We start from the raw sequence: 15,957 nt of genomic DNA, 5'->3' as shown, positions 1-15,957 counted from the left end.
GTCACCACTGCGAGGACCACTTCGGGTCGCGCTTGCTGAGGTAGGCCTCGGCACCCTCGGCGGCATCGGCCGAGCGCAGGAGGTCGTTCTGCTGCATGCGCTCGAGGGAGAAGCCGGCGGGCAACGACATCTCGATGCCCTCGGTGAGCGCGACCTTGGTCGCACCGATCGCGAGGATCGGACCGTCGGCGATCCTCTTCGCGTAGGCGTGCACGTCGTCCCGGAACGTCTCGGCCTCGAGCACGACATCGACGAGGCCCAGCTCGAGCGCCTCGGCCACCGAGAGCGCGGTGTTGTCGAGCATCAGTTTGAGGGCCTTGTTGGGCCCGATGGCCCGACCGAGCAACTGCGAGCCGCCCTCGCCCGGCATGACGCCGAGCACCAGCTCCGGCATGCCGTACTTGTAGGGGCCGTCGCAGGCGAAGCGCAGGTCGCAGGCGAAGGCGAGCTCGAGGCCACCCCCCATGCAGTGCCCGTTGATCGCGGCGATGAAGACCTTCGGGATGCTCCGGGCCTTGAGGATGACCTCCTTGCTGGTCTGACTCAGCAACCCGGTGCGGTGCGGCTTCTCGTCGCGGATCACCGCGATGTCGGCGCCGGCGGAGAAGAACCGCTCGGTCTCGCTGGTCAGCACCACGGCCCGGACCTCGTCGTCGAACCGGACAGCGGTGAACGCCTGGTCCAGCTCGAGGATCATCTGGGTGTTGTGGGCATTGACCGGCGGCCGGTCCAGCTTGAGGTAGCCGACGCCGTCACGGACCTCGGTCTTCACGAACTCCAGGTCGAGGTCGGCGAGGGTAGGGGGCGCCCAGGTGGAAGCGGTCTGCGTCATCGTGGTGTTGTCCTCTCATTGTGACCGGCCGGCCGGTTTATTAAGGTCACAGTAGATCGTTTGCGGTCCGCGGTCAATCCGGACTCGACCCTGGTCTTTGACGTCGGTCCGAACCAAGACCTACAGTGATGAGACTACCGGTCAGCCGGTCGACTAAGCGACGCTGGCCGCCACACCTTCCGAGAGGCGGACATGGACTTCAGCCTGAGCGAGGAACAGCGCGCGATCACCCGGACGGTGCGCGCCTTCGTCGAGCGCGAGCTCTTCCCCTGGGAGGACCTGCTGCTGCGCCGCGGCATGGAGAGCGTCGTCACGAGCCCCGGGCTCACCAAGGACGAGAAGTTGCTCCTGCAGAAGAAGGCCGCGGACCACGGGTTGTGGGGGGTGTCCGCGCCCGAGGAGCTCGGCGGTGCGGACCTCGACCCGTTCACGCAGACCCTGATCAACATGGAGCTCGGCCGGACCTTCATCAGCTTCACCTTCGGCGGAGAGGCCTCGCCGATGCTCTACCGCTGCAACGAGCAGCAGCGACCCGACTACCTCCTGCCCGTCCTTCACGGCGAGAAGGAGATGTGCACCGCGATCAGCGAGCCCGGCGGTGGTTCGGACGTCCGCGCGATGCGGACCACGGCAGTGCGCGACGGGGACGACTTCGTCCTCAACGGCGAGAAGATGTGGATCTCGCGGGCCCTGGAGTCCGACTTCGCCGTGGTCTTCGCACGGACCCCGGAGGAGGGAGCGGGCGGGATCACCGGCTTCCTGGTCGATCGCGACCTGGGCTGGACGGCGCAGCACATCCCGACGATGGGGGCCGAGCAGAAGGTCGCCACCATGCACTTCGAGGACGTCCGGGTACCCGCCGCCAACGTGCTGGAGGGCGTCAACCAGGGATTCGACCAGTTGATGCGCTGGGTCTACGACAACCGCCTGTTCCGCGTCTCGGCCCGCTTGGTCGGTGCCGCCGAGCGGATGCTCGAGATGGGCACCGCGTGGGCCAGCCAGCGAGAGGTGTTCGGCAAGAAGCTGGCCGACTACTCCAACTGGGCGTTCAGCCTCGCCGAGCTGGAGATCGAGCTGCGCGCGGCTCGGCTCCTGACCCTGCAGGGCGCCTGGAAGGCGAGCGCCGGCCTGGACTACCGGCATGAGTCCTACGTCGCCAAGGTCCACACCGCGCGCCTCGCCAATCGGGTGGCCGACGAGATGATCCAGCTCCACGGCGGCATGGGCTACGCGATGGAGCTCCCGCTCGAGCGGTGGTACCGCGACCTGCGGGTGATCCGGATCTACGAGGGCTCCGACGAGGTCAACCTCGCCTCCATCGCCCGCAACCTGTTCCGCGGGAACGTCCGGCTGGGAGCCGTGACCGACTGATCGAGCGAGCGCCGTCCGAGGCGGGCGCCGGTCAGGAGACCGGCGCCTGCGCGCGGATCAGGTGGGAGCGCAGCTCGCGCACCGCCCGCGGGGAGCCGATCCCACCGACCGCGACCACCTCACCCGCCGCGGTCCACACGCCGGCGAAGCGGCGTTCGGCCAGACCGCCCTCGGTCACGGTGAACCCGTCGGCGAGCGCGGGGAACCCGTAGGCCTGCAATCGCAGGGAGTACTGGTCGCTCCAGAAGTACGGCACCGGCGCGAAGACGCGCTCGGGGCCGTGGACCAGGTTGTGGGCGACCACGAGGGCCTGCTCGGACGCGTTGAGCCGGTGCTCGACCCGGACCCGCGCGCCGCGGTCGGGATGCAGCCAGCTCGCCACGTCACCGGCGGCGTACACATCGTCGGCGGCGAGGCAGTGTTCGTCACAGTCGACCCCGTTGCTCAACTCCAGGCCACTGCCGGCCAGCCACTCGGTGTTGGGCAGCGAACCGATGCAGACCAGGACCACGTCGGCGGGATAGGAGTTCCCTTCTCGGTCGACGGCGGCGGCGACACGCCCGTCGACACCGTCGAGCCGGTCGACGAGGACGCCGTTGCGTAGCTCGACGCCCTCCGCCACGTGATGGGCGCCCAGGGCGCCGCCGACCTCGGGACCGAGCACCTCCGTCATCGGAGCGGACTCGGGGAAGAGCCAGGTGACGGCGAGACCGAGGGTGCGGGCCGACGAGACCAGCTCGGCGCCCAGGAAGCCGCCGCCCACGACCGCGACACGGGGCCGGTCGTGCAGCGCGCGGCGGATCCGCTCCGCGTCGTCGAGGGTACGCAGAACGTGCACCCCGGCGAGCTCGTGCCCCTGGCGGAGCAACCGCGGTCGCACTCCCGTCGCGATGACGAGCTGGTCGTAGGTCAGCGAGGGTCCCGGCTCGAGATCGACCCGGTGCTCGGCGAGGTCGACGGCTCGTGCACGGGCACCGAGCCGGAGCTCGACGTCGAGGTCGGCGTACGCCACGGACTCCCGCAGAAGCACGGCGGCGGGCACGTCATCGACCAGGTGCCTCTTCGAGAGCGGGGGCCGGTCGTAGGGCAGGTGCGGCTCCTCCCCGACGAGCACCACCCGCCCGACGTGGCCGGCCCGGCGCAGCGCCTCGACCGTCGAGAGGCCGGCGGCCGACGCCCCGACGACGACCGTCGCGCTAGGCGTCGACAAGGAAGATCGCCCGCGCCGGGCAGATGTCGATGGCTTCGCGGACCGCGGCCTCACCCTCGGCACCGACGGTCTCGGCGAGCATGACCACGGTGCCGTCGTCATCCTGGTCGAAGACCTCGGGCGCGACGAGCACGCACTGGCCGGCGCCGATGCACCGCTCCGAATCCGCTGTGATGCGCACTTCACATCTCCTTATTTGAACCGGCCGGCTGGTCAGTTAATCTGACTGTAGGCGGCCTCCGACCCGTCGTCAAGAACGGTCCCGTACGCCCCGCGATCGCGCAGTCAGCGCATGACCCGACCGCCGTCGACGCGGATCGTCTGGCCGTTGATCCACGCCCCGTCGTCCGAGCAGAGGAACGCCACCAGGGCGCCCACGTCCTCCGGGGTGCCGAGGCGCGGGGAGGGCAGCTCGGCCAGTTGCCGCTCCCGCGACTCCGGTGGGATCACCCGCAACGCCGACACGGTGAGCACCAGCCCCGGCGCCACCGCGTTGCACCGGACTCCCTGCTTCCCGTAGGCCGCGGCAACATGTCGAGTCAGCCCCTCGAGCGCGACCTTGGAGGTGCCGTACGCCGGCCGCTGCTGCTGGGCGAGCCAGGCCGCCGCGGACATGGTGTTCACGATCGAGCCACCACCGCGAGCCACCATCATCGGGATCGCCGACCTGGCCGCCAGCATGTAACCCGTCAGGTTCACCTCCAGGGTCCGCTGCCAGACCTCCAGCGGGAGGGAGACGACATCGTTCCTGCTGTCGACCCCCATCGTGCGTGCCGACAGGTCCGCCGCGACATTGAACAGGCAGTCCAAGCCACCCAACTCGGCGCCGACGAACGTGAACAGCTCGGAGACCGACTCGGCCGAGGAGATGTCGACCGTCCGGGCGACCGCACGCCCCCCGGCGACACAAAGCTCTTCGGCCACCTGCTCGGCGGCCTCCGCAGCAAGGTCGGCGACCACGACCTGCGCCCCCTCCGCCGCCAGCCGCGCCGCAGCCCCGGCACCGATATTGCCGGGGGCGGCACCGACCACGACACTCACCTTGTCGCGCAGTCCTCGCACCGGACCCCTCACCTCCGATCATTCGGGCATGGCCTTGACACGACCTCACCGAGGGTCCTATTTTCACTGACCGGTTAGCCGGTTTGTCAAGGAGGGGCCATGAAAGCTACCGCAGTCGAGCAGGAAGGTGCGCACGACTGGTTCCACGTGATCCGGTTCCGCTATGGCGGACCGGAGGAGCAGCGGGCCGACTGGCAGGCCTGGCTCGAGGACGTGCACATCCCGGCCGTCCTCGCGGTGCCCGGCATGCGCTCCTACACCCGCTACGGCCAGTTGGGCTCGGACCGCGACTTCCTGACGGTCTGGCAGCTCGACGGGCCGCACGTCTTCGACGAGCCGGCGTACGCCGCGGCCCGCGGCTGGGGTCCCTGGGAGGGCCAGATGGAGCACTGGACGATCAGTCTGCTGCAGAGCCAGCGGCCGCCGCGCCGATTCGGCACGGCAGGCCCGCGCAGCGCCCCGCTCTGAGTTGTCGTCGCCGCCCGCCAAGGGGTGAGCGATGGCCTCGGTCAGCGGGCGACGTGCTGGCGCAGGAACGCCAGATGCTGTCCCATCTCGCGTGCGGCCGCCTCCGGCTCTCCCTCCTGGATCGCCGCGTACAGCGCGATGTGGTGCTTGACCGCCTGCGCCCCGAGGTCATGGTCGGTGTCGATGAAAGACAGCGGTCGGGCAACGCTGTGCAGAGCGGTGATGCACGCCTCGAGCATCCGGTTGCGGCTCGCCTGGGCGATCCGCGAGTGGAACTCGGCATTGAGTTCGAGGACCGCCGGATCGTCGACAGTCGTGGCTTTCTCGGCGTCGATCACCGCATGCAGCGCGACGAGGTCGGCTTCGGTCCGGTGCTCGGCGGCGAGCCGCGCACTCGGCACCTCGAGAAGATCCCGGAAGGTCGCCACCTCGTCGTAGGCCATGGTGCCCATCTCGAGGACCCGTTCGACCCGCTCCGACAGCGCGTCCTGGATGAGCCGGTGGTCGACGTACTGCGCGAAGGTGCCCCCCGACCCCCGGGTCTTCATCACCAGCCCGGACGCGGCCAGGGACCGCAGGGCCTCCCGCACCGTCGCGCGGCTGACGCCGAAGTCCTCGGCCAGGCTGGTCTCACTGGGCAACCGCGAGCCCGCGGGGAAGACCCCGCCGAGGATGGCCTCCCGGATCTGGCGCTCGACTTGGTGCCGAGGACCTTGGACGCGCTGCGGAGCGAAAGTCGACACATCCTCGAGCGGCCCGTTCACCCCGACACCTTAACTGTTTATCGTTGAGCAATGAACGTCAGGCCAAGTACCGAGGATGTCGACCCCGTGCCGCCGGTGACGGGCGGGAGCAGCAGACCTGGTGCACTGCTCCACGGGCTCGCGGTGCTCGACATGTTCGCGATGGACCGGCAGAGCGTGACGGCCGCCGAGATCTCCCGTGAGCTCGGGATCCACAAGTCGACCGCCTTCCGGATCGCCGCGAACCTCGTCCTCGCCGGCTACCTGGTCGCCGTCAACGACGGTCCGGGGTTCCGGCTCAGCGGCAAGCTGTCGCGGCTCGGCGCGATCGCCTCGGCCGACATCGACCTGTCCACCGCCGCACTGGAGCACGTGCGGGAACTGGTCGAGGAGACGGGCGAGACCTGTCACGTCGGCGTCCTCGAGGGCCACGAGGCGGTGACCGTCGTCCTGGTCGACGGCTCCTACTCGGTCCGCCTGCACTCGTGGGTCGGCAAGCGCAGCGACGCCTACTCGACCGCGATGGGGAAGGTGCTGCTCGCCGGCCTGTCGGAGGCGACCCTGGACATGCTGCTGCCGGGCAAGAAGCTGCACGCCAAGACCGATCACACGATCGGGACCGTCGCCGAGTTGAAGGAGCAGCTGGCTCATGTGCGCCACCACGGATTCGCCCTGGACGACGAGGAACTCGAGCTGGGCCTGCGGTGCGTGGCGGCCCCCGTGGTGGATCACCGCGGCCACGTGGTCGCCGCACTGACGATCGCCGGCGCGTCCTCGCGCCTCACCATGGCGCGTATCGACAGCTATGTCGAGCAGGTGAAGGAGTACGCCGCCCGGATCAGCTCGACGCTCGGCGCGGTCGTCACGCCGCCCGAAGTCTCCTAGACCCACGCTCGTCCTTGGGCGAGGAGCCGTGCTGTGCGGCCCAGCCCGACACTCACCAGCGTGCCGTCCGCGGCCACCTCGGACCGGGCGGTCAGCCGCCCCGTCGGTCCCACCACCCCCACCTCCGCGGCGCCGCACACGTCGAGCAGCGGGTCGTGCACGAGAGTCCCATGAATCCGGCTCGCCGCGGCCAGTGCGAGCCCGGCAGTGACGGGGACCGTGTGCACAGGCTCGCCCAAAGAGACGGCGAGGATCCGGAGCTCGCTCGGCGTCGGCGCCTCGCGCGGGTGGACCAGCACCACCCTCGGCACGGCAGGCGACAGGGTGCACGCCGACATCGGGTCCGCACACAGCCCCAGCCGCACGCACACGGTGCCGCGCACGCGCTCGATCCGGGCGAGCGTCGCCGGGTCGGAGAGCCGGCGTTCACCGACGACCTCGCCGTGGCGGAGCAGCAGGTAGGGGTGCGTCACGTCCACGAGCGTCGCCTCGCACGCCAGGTCGTCGACCTCGATGACGTCGCGGACGCGACCGGTCGGCAGCATTCGGCCGAGCACGGCTCCACCCGGGTCGAGGAACTCGGTCGTGAGCCGGACCTCCGCGCCCGGCGTCTCGAGCGCGGCGACGTCGAGCACCCCGACCTCGATGAGCCCGTTCGTCGCAAGGTTGCGCAACCTCCAGGCGCCCGACGGCTCACCGGTGAGGAGCCCCGCGGCGTACCCGAAGGGCACCACCGCGGAGGTCATGTTCCCGCAGGTCCCGGACCAGTCGACGGTTGTCGCGTCCGACGACACGTTGCCGACGACATACTCCAGGTCGGCCCCGCTCGGACCTACTCCGACGGCGACGACCTTGTTGGTGACCGGCGACCCGCCGCCGAGGCCCTCGGTCGGTGGACTGCCCACCAGCCGGAGCGTCAGTTCGTCGCGAGCCGGCCCCGGCGGGGGCAGGTCGTCGAGCCGGAGCATCACGCCACGGCTGCTGCCTCCGCGGGCGATCACCACGTCCAGGGCCCGCGGGCGGACGGACATCGCTCAGGACCAGACGAGCCGGCGCGAGTTGTCCTCGAGCGGTCGCAGCTGGCCGCCTCCGGATGGCTGCACCGAGCCCTTGTCCGAGAGGACCGTGAGGACCGCCGGACCGTCCTGTGCCTTTGCCCAAGCGAACGCCGCGTCGAGCTCGGCGGGATCCGCCACGGTCCGCGCCGGGATGCCGCACCCCTGCGCGACGGCCGTGAAGTCGAGCCGGTAGTCGGGGTGCGTTCCCGACCCGTCGAAGTCGGCGAACGCCGAGCGACCCGCCGCTGCCATCTGGGTGTTGTGCACGACGCCATACGACGCGTCGTCGATGACCACGGTCAGCACCGGCAGGCGGTACTCGGCAACGGTCGGGAGCGCAGCGAGCGACATCGCCAGGCCGCCGTCGCCCAGCCAGGCGATCGTCGGCGCCTCGGGTCGGGCGAGCGCGGCGCCGATCGCGCCGGCGAGGCCGATGCCCATCGAAGCGCCGCCCATGCTGCTGATGATCTGGTCGTCCTCCCGCGCCTGGAGCTGCTGCACCACCCACTTGTGGTGCTTGCCGCAGTCGTTGACCATGTTCAGCGGTCCCGGGTACGCGGTGCGTAGCGCCTGGACCACCGCGCCGGTGCCGATCGCCCCGAACCGCCCCGGCGCTCGCGAGCGCCGCACCACCGTCGACCACGCGGTCCGCGCCTGGTCGAGGTGGGCCAGCCAGCCGTCGAGTTCCGGCGCGGACGCGTCGCCGAGCGCGGCGGCGAGGTCGTCCAGGGTGGCGGCCAGGTCACCGATCAGCACCTCCGCGACGGGATAGGCGTTGGCCACCCCGCTCAACTCGGCGTCCGCGTGGATCAGCCGGGTCCCCGGGGTGAAGGTGGCTCCCGGCACCCATGAGCTCGCGGTGGTCTCGGCGAGCCGGGCTCCGAGCACCAAGATCACATCCGCGGAGCGGGCGGCCTCGTTGGCCGTTCCCGTGCCGACCCACCCGAGCACCCCCACCGAGAGCGGGTGGTCCTCGGGGAAGGCCCCTTGCCGGTAGCGGTCGTCGCGACCGGGACACCCAGCCGCTCGGCGAGGGCTCGCAGTCCGACGCGCGCCCGCGCCAGGTTGACGCCGTTGCCGGCCAGCACGAGCGGCCGCTCGGCCTCGAGCAGCACCCGTACGGCGGACTCCACGCTCGACGCGTCTGGACGAGGCCGAGCGGCCTTGAGGAAGCCATGGGTGTTCGGGAGCCGCGAGGCCTCGATCTCCTCCGACCAGATCTCCTGCGAGACATTGAGCGCCACAGGCCCCGGTCGGCCAGTGGTCGCCTCCCTGAGCGCGGCGAGCGCGTTGTGCGCGAGGTCGCCTGCCGTGCGCGGCTGCCAGACCCGCTTCACCGCGGGTCGGATCAACTGGGTCAGGTCGTCGTTGACCTGCCGGGACAGCTCCTGGTAGCCGCCTCGCCCGATCCCCACGGACGCGGTGTTGCCGGTGACCCAGAGCATGCTCGAGTAGTCGGCATAGGCGTTGGCGACACCAGTGAGGCCGTTGGCCGCCCCGGGGAAGGCGTGGGTGAACGGCACCATCAGCCGGCCACTGATCCGGTGGTAGACGTCGGCCGCGAACGTCGCGGTCGCCTCGTGTCGGACGAGCAGGCGGGTGAACGACGCGTCGTCGGCGCCGACGGCCAGCGCGAAGTCGGTGACGGTGTGTCCCGGGATCCCGGAGACGACGGACACGCCTGCGTCCGTGAGGATCGAGGTGAGGAGCTGTGCTCCGGTGAGCTTCATCGGTGGTCGTCTCTCTTGTCTTCGGCGGTCGTTGGATCGCGGGGCGCGGGGGTCAGCCGTCTCCGTAGACGGTGAAGCCGCCGTCGAGGACGAGCTCGGTGCCGGTCGCGAACTCCGCGTCCAGCAGGAACGACACGGCGCGGGCCGCCTCCGCGGGATCGGCACCGCGGTGCAATGGGATCTGTCGAAGCCGTTGTTCGAGCAGTGCGGGCGGGAGCTCGGTACGAACGCGCTCGGTGAGCGTGGTTCCGAGCGCCAAAGTGTTCACCCTGATGCCGATTCCGGCGAGCTCGACGGCGAGTGCGCGGGTCAGAGCGTGCACCGCGCCCTTCGCCGCTGCGTACGCCGAGGTCCCGGCGACACCGGCGAGCGCGTGACTGGTCCCCAGATTCACCACCGCCCCGGACTCTCCTCGATCGCGCACCGACGCCGCGAACGCCTGGGTGAGGAGGAAGACTGACTCGACGTCGACGCGAAGCAGGCGGCGCAGCAGCTCCGGCGAGGTGTCGAAGAACGCGGCGTACTCGACGAGGCCGGCGTTGTTCACCAACGCGTCGGCGCCACCGAGCTCGACGTCCGCCACGGCCACGACCCGCCCGGCGCTGCCGTCCTCGGTCAGGTCTGCCACGCACGCGGCGACCTGGTGCCCCGCTCTGCGGAGCTGCGCGGCGAGCAGCTGGAGCGGCTCGTCGAGCCGGTCGACCACCAGGAGCGCCCGCGAGGTAGGGGCCAAGGCGCAGGCGATGGTGCGGCCGAGCCCCTGGCTCGCGCCCGTCACGATCACCGTCCGCCCGCCGTCGCGGGATCCTCCTGCGCCCATCGGCATCCTTCGCCCTTAACCCGACCGGTTGACAGGTCGGGTAGACGACTATAGAAACAGAGACGCGTATGACGCAACCTGGTCGCACATATCGCGACTGCCTGATCAAGAATCGAGAGAGGCTCGATCGTGAAGATCACCCACTTCGGCCACGCCTGCATCCTCGTGGAGAGCGGTGGCGCCCGAGTGCTGCTCGACCCCGGCACCTTCTCCACCGGCTACACGGAGCTCACCGAGCTCGACGCGGTGCTCGTCACCCACCAGCACTTCGACCACCTCGACACCGAGGCGCTCGCGCCCCTCCTCGACCGCAACCCCGCTGTCACCTTCGTCGTCGAAGCGGCCACCGCAGGCCAGCTGCCGGACGCCGTGTCGGGGCGCGCCCACGTCGTGGCACCCGGGGACCGGTTCGATGTGTCCGGCCTCGACGTGCAGGTCGTGGGCGGGACCCATGCCCTGATCCACGCCGACGTCCCGCGGATCCCGAACGTCGGGTTCTACTTCCACGACTTCGGACTGCTGCACCCCGGCGACGAGCTCACCCCGCCGAACCTGGAGGTCGAGCTGCTCGCCCTGCCCATCTCCGGCCCGTGGCAGAAACTGAGCGATACCGTCGACTACCTGCGTGCTGTCGCGCCGGCGACGGCCTTTCCGATCCACGAGGCGGTCACCTCACGACCGGGCCTGTTCCACGCCTACCTCGAGAGTCTCAAGCCCGCGTCGACGGTCTTCCGCGTCCTCGAGCACGGCGCGTCGACGGAGCTCTGACACCGGTGAGCGAGAGTCGTGCTCACCGAACCCGCCGCCGGCTCCGCGAGGCGCTCACCGAAGACCGGCTGCTCATGCTGCCCGGAGCATTCAACCCTCTGAGCGCGCGTCTCATCCAGGCCAAGGGCTTCGACGGGGTCTACGTCTCAGGAGCGGTGATGAGCGCCGAGCTGGGACTTCCCGACATCGGGCTGACGACGCTCACCGAGGTGACGTCACGAGCGCGCGAGGTCGTGCGGATCACCGACCTGCCGGTCCTGGTCGACGCCGACACCGGATTCGGCGAGGTGGTCAACCTCGGCCGCACCGTGCAGCTGCTGGAGGAGGCCGGGGTCGCGGCGTTCCACGTCGAGGACCAGGTCAACCCCAAGCGGTGCGGCCACCTCGACGGCAAGCAGGTCGTCGACCTCGACACGGCCGTGCGCCGGGTCGCGGCGTGCGTGAACGCGCGACAGGATCCCGCGACCGTGATCGTCGCCCGGACCGACGTGCGCGCGCTCGAGGGAGCGAGCGCGGCGACCGAGCGCGCCAAGGCGCTGGTCGACGCCGGCGCCGACGTGATCTTCCCCGAGGCGCTGGTCTCGCTCGAGGAGTACGGCGCGGTGCGGGCCGCGGTCGACGTGCCGATTCTCGCGAACGTCACGGAGTTCGGGAAGAACCGGCTGTTCACAGCCGCGGAGCTGCGCAGCGTCGGCGTCGACCTGGCGATCTACCCGGTCTCGCTCCTCAGGCTCGCGATGGGCGTCGCCGAGGTCGCCCTCGACCTGCTCCACGCCGAGGGCACGTTGGAGAGCGTCGTGCCCCATATGCAGACGCGGGCCCGGCTCTACGAGGTCCTCGGGTACGACGTGTGGAGGCGGTTCGACAACTCGGTTCACGACTTCAAGCTCGACAGCTGAGGCCGGGCCGGGTCACGTGGCCGACGCGGCCAGTGCCGCCGCGGTCCGACCGGCAGTACGACCGAAGACGGTGCCGGCCATGATCCCGCACCCCGTGGGGTAGTTGCCGAAGAAGAGGCCTCCCACCATCTCGCCCGCGGCGCACAGATTGCCGATCGGCTCGCCGTCCTCAGCCACGACCTGCGCGTCGGCGTCCACCCGCACGCCACCGAAGGTGAACGTGATGCCAGCCGTGACGGGGTAGGCGACGAACGGCGGCTGCACGATCGACGCCGCCCAGTTCGACTTGGGCGGGCTCACCGCGGTCGTGGCGACCCCGTCGATGGTGCGCGGGTCCACGGCAGCGCCGCTGGTCCCCGCGTTGAATCCGTCCACGGTGCGCTCGAGCGCCGCCGCGTTCACGCCGGCCTTGGCCGCGAGCTCGGCGACGGTGTCGGCCACCAGCCTGGTGGCCTGTCGAAGTGCGTACTCGGGACGCAACAACGCCGCGGCCCTGGCGTCGAAGACCTGGAAGGCGACCTGCCCCGGCTGCTCGATGATCCGTTGGCCGACCCACGAGTACGTGCGCGCCTCGAGGTCGGCACCCTCGTCCAGGAACCGCTCGCCGTCACGGTTCACGAGGACCCCGAGGTGGTAGGAGCGGCGGACGAAGGCATCGCTCAGATCGCGGTCGCCGTACAGCGGGGCGTTGAGGTCCAGCGGCGCCGCGTGACAACCGCTCCAGTGGCCGGCCGCCTGGGCACCGACGTCGCGGGCCATCCGGATCCCGTCACCGGTGTTGCCGGCCGCGCCGCGCACTCTGGCCAGGTCCCAGCTCGTCCCGAGGTAGCGCGCTCGCAGCTCCGGGTCGGACTCGAAGCCACCGCAGGCCAGCACGACCGCGCCGGCCTCGATCGTGCGCGCCACCCGACCCTCACGGACCGTCACCGCCGTGACGCGGCCGGCGTCGTCCGTCACCAGCCGGGTCGCGGCGGTGGCGTAGTGGATCGGCAAGCCGATGGACTCGGCCCGCCGGAACAGCGCACCGAGCAGCCCGGCACCACCACCGGACACCTCGACCGCGGGGTGGACGCCACGCATCCGCACCACGCCGGCCGGGTCCGGCGCATGCAGTCCCAGGGTCGGCAGGAAGTGCACCCCCTGCGTGCGCAGCCAGCGGACGCTCTCCAGACTGGCCGAGACCAGGAGGTCGACCAGATCCGGCTCGGACCGGTAGTCGCACAGCTCCGCGACATCGAGGAAGAAGTCTTCGGGCGAATAGCGTCCGACCTCCAGCAGGCGCTCCTCCTCGGCAGTGAGGTCCACCACCGAGCGCAGGTCCTCGATCCCGTCGAACGCGAAGCGCAGGAAGCCGCCGGTGAAGGCGCCGTTCCCGCCTCGGGCGTCGCGCGGCGCCTTCTCGAGGACGACCACCGACGCGCCGGCCTCGACCGCGGTGATAGCGCTGCACAGCGCAGCGTTGCCAGCACCGACCACGACCACGTCGGCACGGCGGGGCAGCGTGAGCGGGCCGCCCACGTCAGCGGTCCGCACCGTCGAAGACCAGCAGCCCACGCAGGTTGCGCCCGGCACGCATGTCGTCGTACCCGCGGTTGATGTCGGCCAGCGGGTAGCGCGCCGTCACGAGTCTCTCCAGCGGCAGCTGTCCGGCGGCATACAGGTCCACCAGGCGCGCGATGGTCCGCTTGGGACTCCCACCGCCGAGCAACACGCCCTTCACCGAGCGCAGATAGCCCCGCAGCTGGGTGACGTTGAGCTTGGCGTCGACCTCGGTCACGTCCCCGGAGGACACGGGTACGACGACTCCGAGCTTGGACGTCATCTCGAGCGCCACCTGAAGCAGTGCGCCCTCCATCCGACCGACGGTGATGATCACCTTCTCCGCCATCACACCCCATGTCTCCTCGCGGACCGCCTCGGTCGCGGTCTGCGCGTTGACGAAGAAGTGCGTGGCGCCCAGCCCGAGGGCCAATTCCCGCTTGCTCGCCACGGGATCGACCACGATCACGCGCTCGGCTCCGGCTCCTACGGCACCGAGCACGGCGGCCGCCCCCACGCCGCCCAGTCCCAGCACGACGACGGTCTCGCCCGCCCGGACCTCGGCGACGTTGACGGCCGCCCCCACCCGGTCGTCACGCCGCAGCCGAGCAGGGCCGCCAGCTCCAGCGGCACGTCCTTCTCGAGCTTGACCAGAGAGTGCTCGTGCACGGTGACATAGGGCGCGAAGGCGCCCAGGTTGCAGAACGGGGCGACCTCCTCGCCCCGCGCCGACGTACGTCGCCGGTTGTCAGCGAGCGCCTCGCCACTCACAGCTCGGTAGCCTTCGTCGCAGATCGCGCCGTAGCCCAGCAGACAGGGCCGACACTGACCACAGCTGGGGATGGCCGACAGGATCACCCGGTCCCCCACGCTGAAGCGCCGCACCCCCGGACCCACATCCACGATCTCGCCAGAACCCTCATGCCCACCGAGGATCGGCCAGTGGGGGACCGGCAGGTCCCCGGTGACGAAGTGCTCCTCGGAATGACACAGCCCGCAAGCGGCGATCCGCACCGTCACCTCGTGATCGACGGGGTCACTCAGGCGGATCTCCTCAACGGACCACTCCTCGCCCGGTCCCCACAGCAGTGCCCCTTGAGTCAGCACGCGATCCCCTCCCAGCCTTACGGCGCTCATGCACGGAGTCGGTGGCCCCGTCGCAGACAGAATAACTTGCTAGTCAACAAGCATTGCGAAAGGCGGTGCCTGCCTCTGGCCGAGCAGCGGAAGGCATGCTGCGTCACTTCGCCTCAGTCACCGCCTGTCACCGCCTGTCACCGCCTGTCACCGCCTGTCACCGCCTGTCACCGCCTGTCACCGCCTGTCACCGCCTGTCGTGTCCTGGCTCCGGACATCGGAATGGGGTGTCGCAACGACATCGGAATGGGATGTGTCGGGTCATCGGCATGGCGCGGCGCCGTGACGGGCCTGCGGCTCGACGCTGATCGGTGTCGAAGCGTCGTCTTGTCATCACTGCCGCCCTCGCCGGCGCCTCGCAGAGCGAGGTAGCCCGCACCTACCATGTCTCCCAGGGCTGGATCAGCCGGCTCATGGCCCGCTGCCGCAAAGAGGGCGAGGCTGCGTTCGAGCCGCGAGCTCCTCGCCCGCGCTCCTCGCCGAAGGCCACCTCGCCCGCGAGCGACCGTCGAACTGGCGCTACGGCTGCGCAAGGAACTGGTTGAACAAGGGCACGACGCGGGCGCAGACACCATCGGCTGGCACCTGCTCCATCATCACCAGATCCGGCCGCCGCGGGCCACCGTCCACCGGATCCTGGTCCGCAACGGCAAGGTCATCCCAGGCCCCTCGAAGCGTCCGAAGAACTCCTACATCCGGTTCGAGGCCGAGCAGCCCAACGAGACCTGGCAGTCCGACTTCGCCCACTACAGACTCACCAGCCCCGGAGACAGCCCCGGCATGGATGTGGAGATCCCGACCTGGCTCGACGACCACTCACGCTACGCGCTGCACGTCAGCGCCCACCTCCGGGTGACCGGCCCGATCGTGCTCACCGCGTTCGGCGAGACCACCCGAGACCACCGAACAGCACGGGTATCCGGCGTCGGTGCTCACCGACAACGGCCCCACAGCACAACCCCGGCCACCGCCTACACCGCCCGACCCAAGGCCGTCCCGTCCACGGACCGCTCCGCCGACGCCCACGACCGGGTCCGTACCGACAAGATCGACCACGTCGGAACCGTGACCCTGCGCCACAACGGCCGGCTGCACCACATCGGTGTCGGGCGAACCTACGCCGGAACCTACGTCCGGATGCTCGTCCACGACCTCGACATCACGATCGTCGACGCCGCCACCGGCGAGATCCTCCGCGAGCTCGTCCTCGACCCGGCCAAGGACTACCAGGGCACCGGGCGACCACCGGGACCAGCACCCCGGAAAACCAACAACGGACCTACGTTTCCGTAGGTCCGTTGTCGCTGATGTCCTGAGACATCACAATGGAGCCGCCTGTCGGAATCGAACCGACGACCTAGTCATTACGAGTGACTCGCTCTACCGACTGAGCTAAGGCGGCGCGCCGCCGGTCGTGACCGGTGACCGCGGAAGC

18 protein-coding genes and 1 tRNA gene are annotated in these 15,957 nt (G+C 70.3%); 7 read left to right on the top strand and 12 right to left on the bottom strand.

Going from position 1 to position 15,957, the window contains the following annotated elements; all coding sequences use genetic code 11:
- Window position 1 precedes the first annotated feature (1 nt).
- On the bottom strand, window positions 2-832 hold the full coding sequence (locus FIV44_RS17260; protein ID WP_141005514.1) for an enoyl-CoA hydratase/isomerase family protein: 831 nt from the start codon (window positions 830-832) through the stop codon (window positions 2-4).
- Between the two features lie 192 nt (window positions 833-1,024).
- Here FIV44_RS17260 and FIV44_RS17255 point away from each other — a divergent pair, with 192 nt between their 5' ends.
- Window positions 1,025-2,203 carry an acyl-CoA dehydrogenase family protein gene (locus tag FIV44_RS17255; protein ID WP_141005513.1) on the top strand — a complete coding sequence of 393 codons (1,179 nt, stop codon included), beginning with the start codon at window positions 1,025-1,027 and terminating at the stop codon, window positions 2,201-2,203.
- A 31-nt stretch (window positions 2,204-2,234) separates the two neighbouring features.
- Here FIV44_RS17255 and FIV44_RS17250 read toward each other — a convergent pair whose 3' ends face one another.
- The 3 genes from FIV44_RS17250 to FIV44_RS17240 all read right to left on the bottom strand — a co-directional run bounded on the left by FIV44_RS17250 (window position 2,235) and on the right by FIV44_RS17240 (window position 4,454).
- Window positions 2,235-3,413, bottom strand: coding sequence for an NAD(P)/FAD-dependent oxidoreductase (locus FIV44_RS17250; protein ID WP_181411270.1), 1,179 nt, complete (start codon window positions 3,411-3,413; stop codon window positions 2,235-2,237).
- Complete coding sequence (locus FIV44_RS17245; RefSeq protein WP_141005511.1) at window positions 3,400-3,594, bottom strand: ferredoxin; 195 nt, start codon at window positions 3,592-3,594, stop codon at window positions 3,400-3,402. The genes FIV44_RS17250 and FIV44_RS17245 overlap by 14 nt, the downstream gene beginning before the upstream one ends.
- 104 nt (window positions 3,595-3,698) lie before the next feature.
- Window positions 3,699-4,454, bottom strand: a complete 756-nt coding sequence (locus FIV44_RS17240; protein WP_219996053.1) for an SDR family NAD(P)-dependent oxidoreductase — start codon at window positions 4,452-4,454, stop codon at window positions 3,699-3,701.
- A gap of 120 nt (window positions 4,455-4,574) precedes the next feature.
- Between FIV44_RS17240 and FIV44_RS17235 the strand changes: the two genes are divergently transcribed.
- On the top strand, window positions 4,575-4,943 hold the full coding sequence (locus FIV44_RS17235; RefSeq protein ID WP_141005510.1) for a hypothetical protein: 369 nt from the start codon (window positions 4,575-4,577) through the stop codon (window positions 4,941-4,943).
- Between the two features lie 41 nt (window positions 4,944-4,984).
- Here FIV44_RS17235 and FIV44_RS17230 read toward each other — a convergent pair whose 3' ends face one another.
- A complete protein-coding gene (locus tag FIV44_RS17230; protein WP_141005509.1) occupies window positions 4,985-5,707 on the bottom strand; it encodes a FadR/GntR family transcriptional regulator in 723 nt (240 codons plus the stop codon).
- A 66-nt stretch (window positions 5,708-5,773) separates the two neighbouring features.
- On the opposite strand from FIV44_RS17230, the gene FIV44_RS17225 reads away from it, so the two are divergent.
- Window positions 5,774-6,571 (top strand): IclR family transcriptional regulator, encoded by a 798-nt coding sequence (locus FIV44_RS17225; protein ID WP_181410649.1) that lies wholly within the window; start codon window positions 5,774-5,776, stop codon window positions 6,569-6,571.
- Here FIV44_RS17225 and FIV44_RS17220 read toward each other — a convergent pair.
- The 3 genes from FIV44_RS17220 to FIV44_RS17205 are packed head-to-tail and all read right to left on the bottom strand — an operon-like array spanning window position 6,568 to window position 10,179.
- Complete coding sequence (locus FIV44_RS17220) at window positions 6,568-7,602, bottom strand: PrpF domain-containing protein (RefSeq protein WP_141005507.1); 1,035 nt, start codon at window positions 7,600-7,602, stop codon at window positions 6,568-6,570. The genes FIV44_RS17225 and FIV44_RS17220 overlap by 4 nt on opposite strands.
- 3 nt (window positions 7,603-7,605) lie before the next feature.
- Window positions 7,606-9,396 carry a thiamine pyrophosphate-dependent enzyme gene (locus FIV44_RS33620; protein ID WP_342778912.1) on the bottom strand — a complete coding sequence of 597 codons (1,791 nt, stop codon included), beginning with the start codon at window positions 9,394-9,396 and terminating at the stop codon, window positions 7,606-7,608.
- Between the two features lie 15 nt (window positions 9,397-9,411).
- Window positions 9,412-10,179, bottom strand: coding sequence for an SDR family NAD(P)-dependent oxidoreductase (locus FIV44_RS17205; protein ID WP_181410648.1), 768 nt, complete (start codon window positions 10,177-10,179; stop codon window positions 9,412-9,414).
- Between the two features lie 129 nt (window positions 10,180-10,308).
- On the opposite strand from FIV44_RS17205, the gene FIV44_RS17200 reads away from it, so the two are divergent.
- Together FIV44_RS17200 and prpB are read left to right on the top strand one after the other, a co-directional pair.
- On the top strand, window positions 10,309-10,947 hold the full coding sequence (locus FIV44_RS17200; RefSeq protein WP_219996052.1) for an MBL fold metallo-hydrolase: 639 nt from the start codon (window positions 10,309-10,311) through the stop codon (window positions 10,945-10,947).
- Window positions 10,948-10,952: 5 nt separating this feature from the next.
- Window positions 10,953-11,846 (top strand): methylisocitrate lyase, encoded by an 894-nt coding sequence (gene prpB, locus FIV44_RS17195; protein WP_246086476.1) that lies wholly within the window; start codon window positions 10,953-10,955, stop codon window positions 11,844-11,846.
- Window positions 11,847-11,858: 12 nt separating this feature from the next.
- On the opposite strand, the gene tcuA is transcribed toward prpB, so the two are convergent.
- Genes tcuA through FIV44_RS17180 form a run of 3 tightly spaced genes read right to left on the bottom strand, consistent with a single transcriptional unit; the run spans window position 11,859 to window position 14,492 of the window.
- The gene (gene tcuA / locus FIV44_RS17190; protein WP_181410647.1) at window positions 11,859-13,379 is read right to left on the bottom strand and encodes an FAD-dependent tricarballylate dehydrogenase TcuA; all 1,521 of its coding nucleotides are present in this window, start codon (window positions 13,377-13,379) and stop codon (window positions 11,859-11,861) included.
- On the bottom strand, window positions 13,366-13,920 hold the full coding sequence (locus FIV44_RS17185; RefSeq protein ID WP_181410646.1) for a zinc-binding dehydrogenase: 555 nt from the start codon (window positions 13,918-13,920) through the stop codon (window positions 13,366-13,368). Before FIV44_RS17185 ends, tcuA begins: the two co-directional genes overlap by 14 nt.
- Window positions 13,872-14,492, bottom strand: a complete 621-nt coding sequence (locus tag FIV44_RS17180) for an alcohol dehydrogenase catalytic domain-containing protein (protein WP_181410645.1) — start codon at window positions 14,490-14,492, stop codon at window positions 13,872-13,874. Before FIV44_RS17180 ends, FIV44_RS17185 begins: the two co-directional genes overlap by 49 nt.
- A gap of 341 nt (window positions 14,493-14,833) precedes the next feature.
- On the opposite strand from FIV44_RS17180, the gene FIV44_RS34110 reads away from it, so the two are divergent.
- Window positions 14,834-15,067, top strand: a complete 234-nt coding sequence (locus FIV44_RS34110; protein WP_219996051.1) for a helix-turn-helix domain-containing protein — start codon at window positions 14,834-14,836, stop codon at window positions 15,065-15,067.
- 235 nt (window positions 15,068-15,302) lie between these two features.
- Window positions 15,303-15,815 carry a hypothetical protein gene (locus tag FIV44_RS34105; RefSeq protein WP_219996050.1) on the top strand — a complete coding sequence of 171 codons (513 nt, stop codon included), beginning with the start codon at window positions 15,303-15,305 and terminating at the stop codon, window positions 15,813-15,815.
- 33 nt (window positions 15,816-15,848) lie between these two features.
- Here FIV44_RS34105 and FIV44_RS17170 read toward each other — a convergent pair.
- Window positions 15,849-15,924, bottom strand: a tRNA-Thr gene (locus FIV44_RS17170).
- Window positions 15,925-15,957: the final 33 nt, after the last annotated feature.

The organism is Nocardioides humi, from assembly GCF_006494775.1.
Taxonomy (GTDB): Bacteria; Actinomycetota; Actinomycetes; order Propionibacteriales; family Nocardioidaceae; genus Nocardioides; species Nocardioides humi.
Note: the sequence above shows the minus strand (reverse complement) of the source record. Positions and strands in the feature narration are given on the sequence as shown.

Bases quoted from the DNA above. Each gene is read 5' to 3' on its own strand.
- FIV44_RS17260 (WP_141005514.1), bottom strand. From the start codon at position 832: ATGACGCAGACCGCTTCCACCTGGGCGCCCCCTACCCTCGCCGACCTC.
- FIV44_RS17255 (WP_141005513.1), top strand. From the start codon at position 1,025: ATGGACTTCAGCCTGAGCGAGGAACAGCGCGCGATCACCCGGACGGTG.
- FIV44_RS17235 (WP_141005510.1), top strand. From the start codon at position 4,575: ATGAAAGCTACCGCAGTCGAGCAGGAAGGTGCGCACGACTGGTTCCAC.
- FIV44_RS17220 (WP_141005507.1), bottom strand. From the start codon at position 7,602: ATGTCCGTCCGCCCGCGGGCCCTGGACGTGGTGATCGCCCGCGGAGGC.
- FIV44_RS17205 (WP_181410648.1), bottom strand. From the start codon at position 10,179: ATGGGCGCAGGAGGATCCCGCGACGGCGGGCGGACGGTGATCGTGACG.
- FIV44_RS34105 (WP_219996050.1), top strand. From the start codon at position 15,303: ATGGATGTGGAGATCCCGACCTGGCTCGACGACCACTCACGCTACGCG.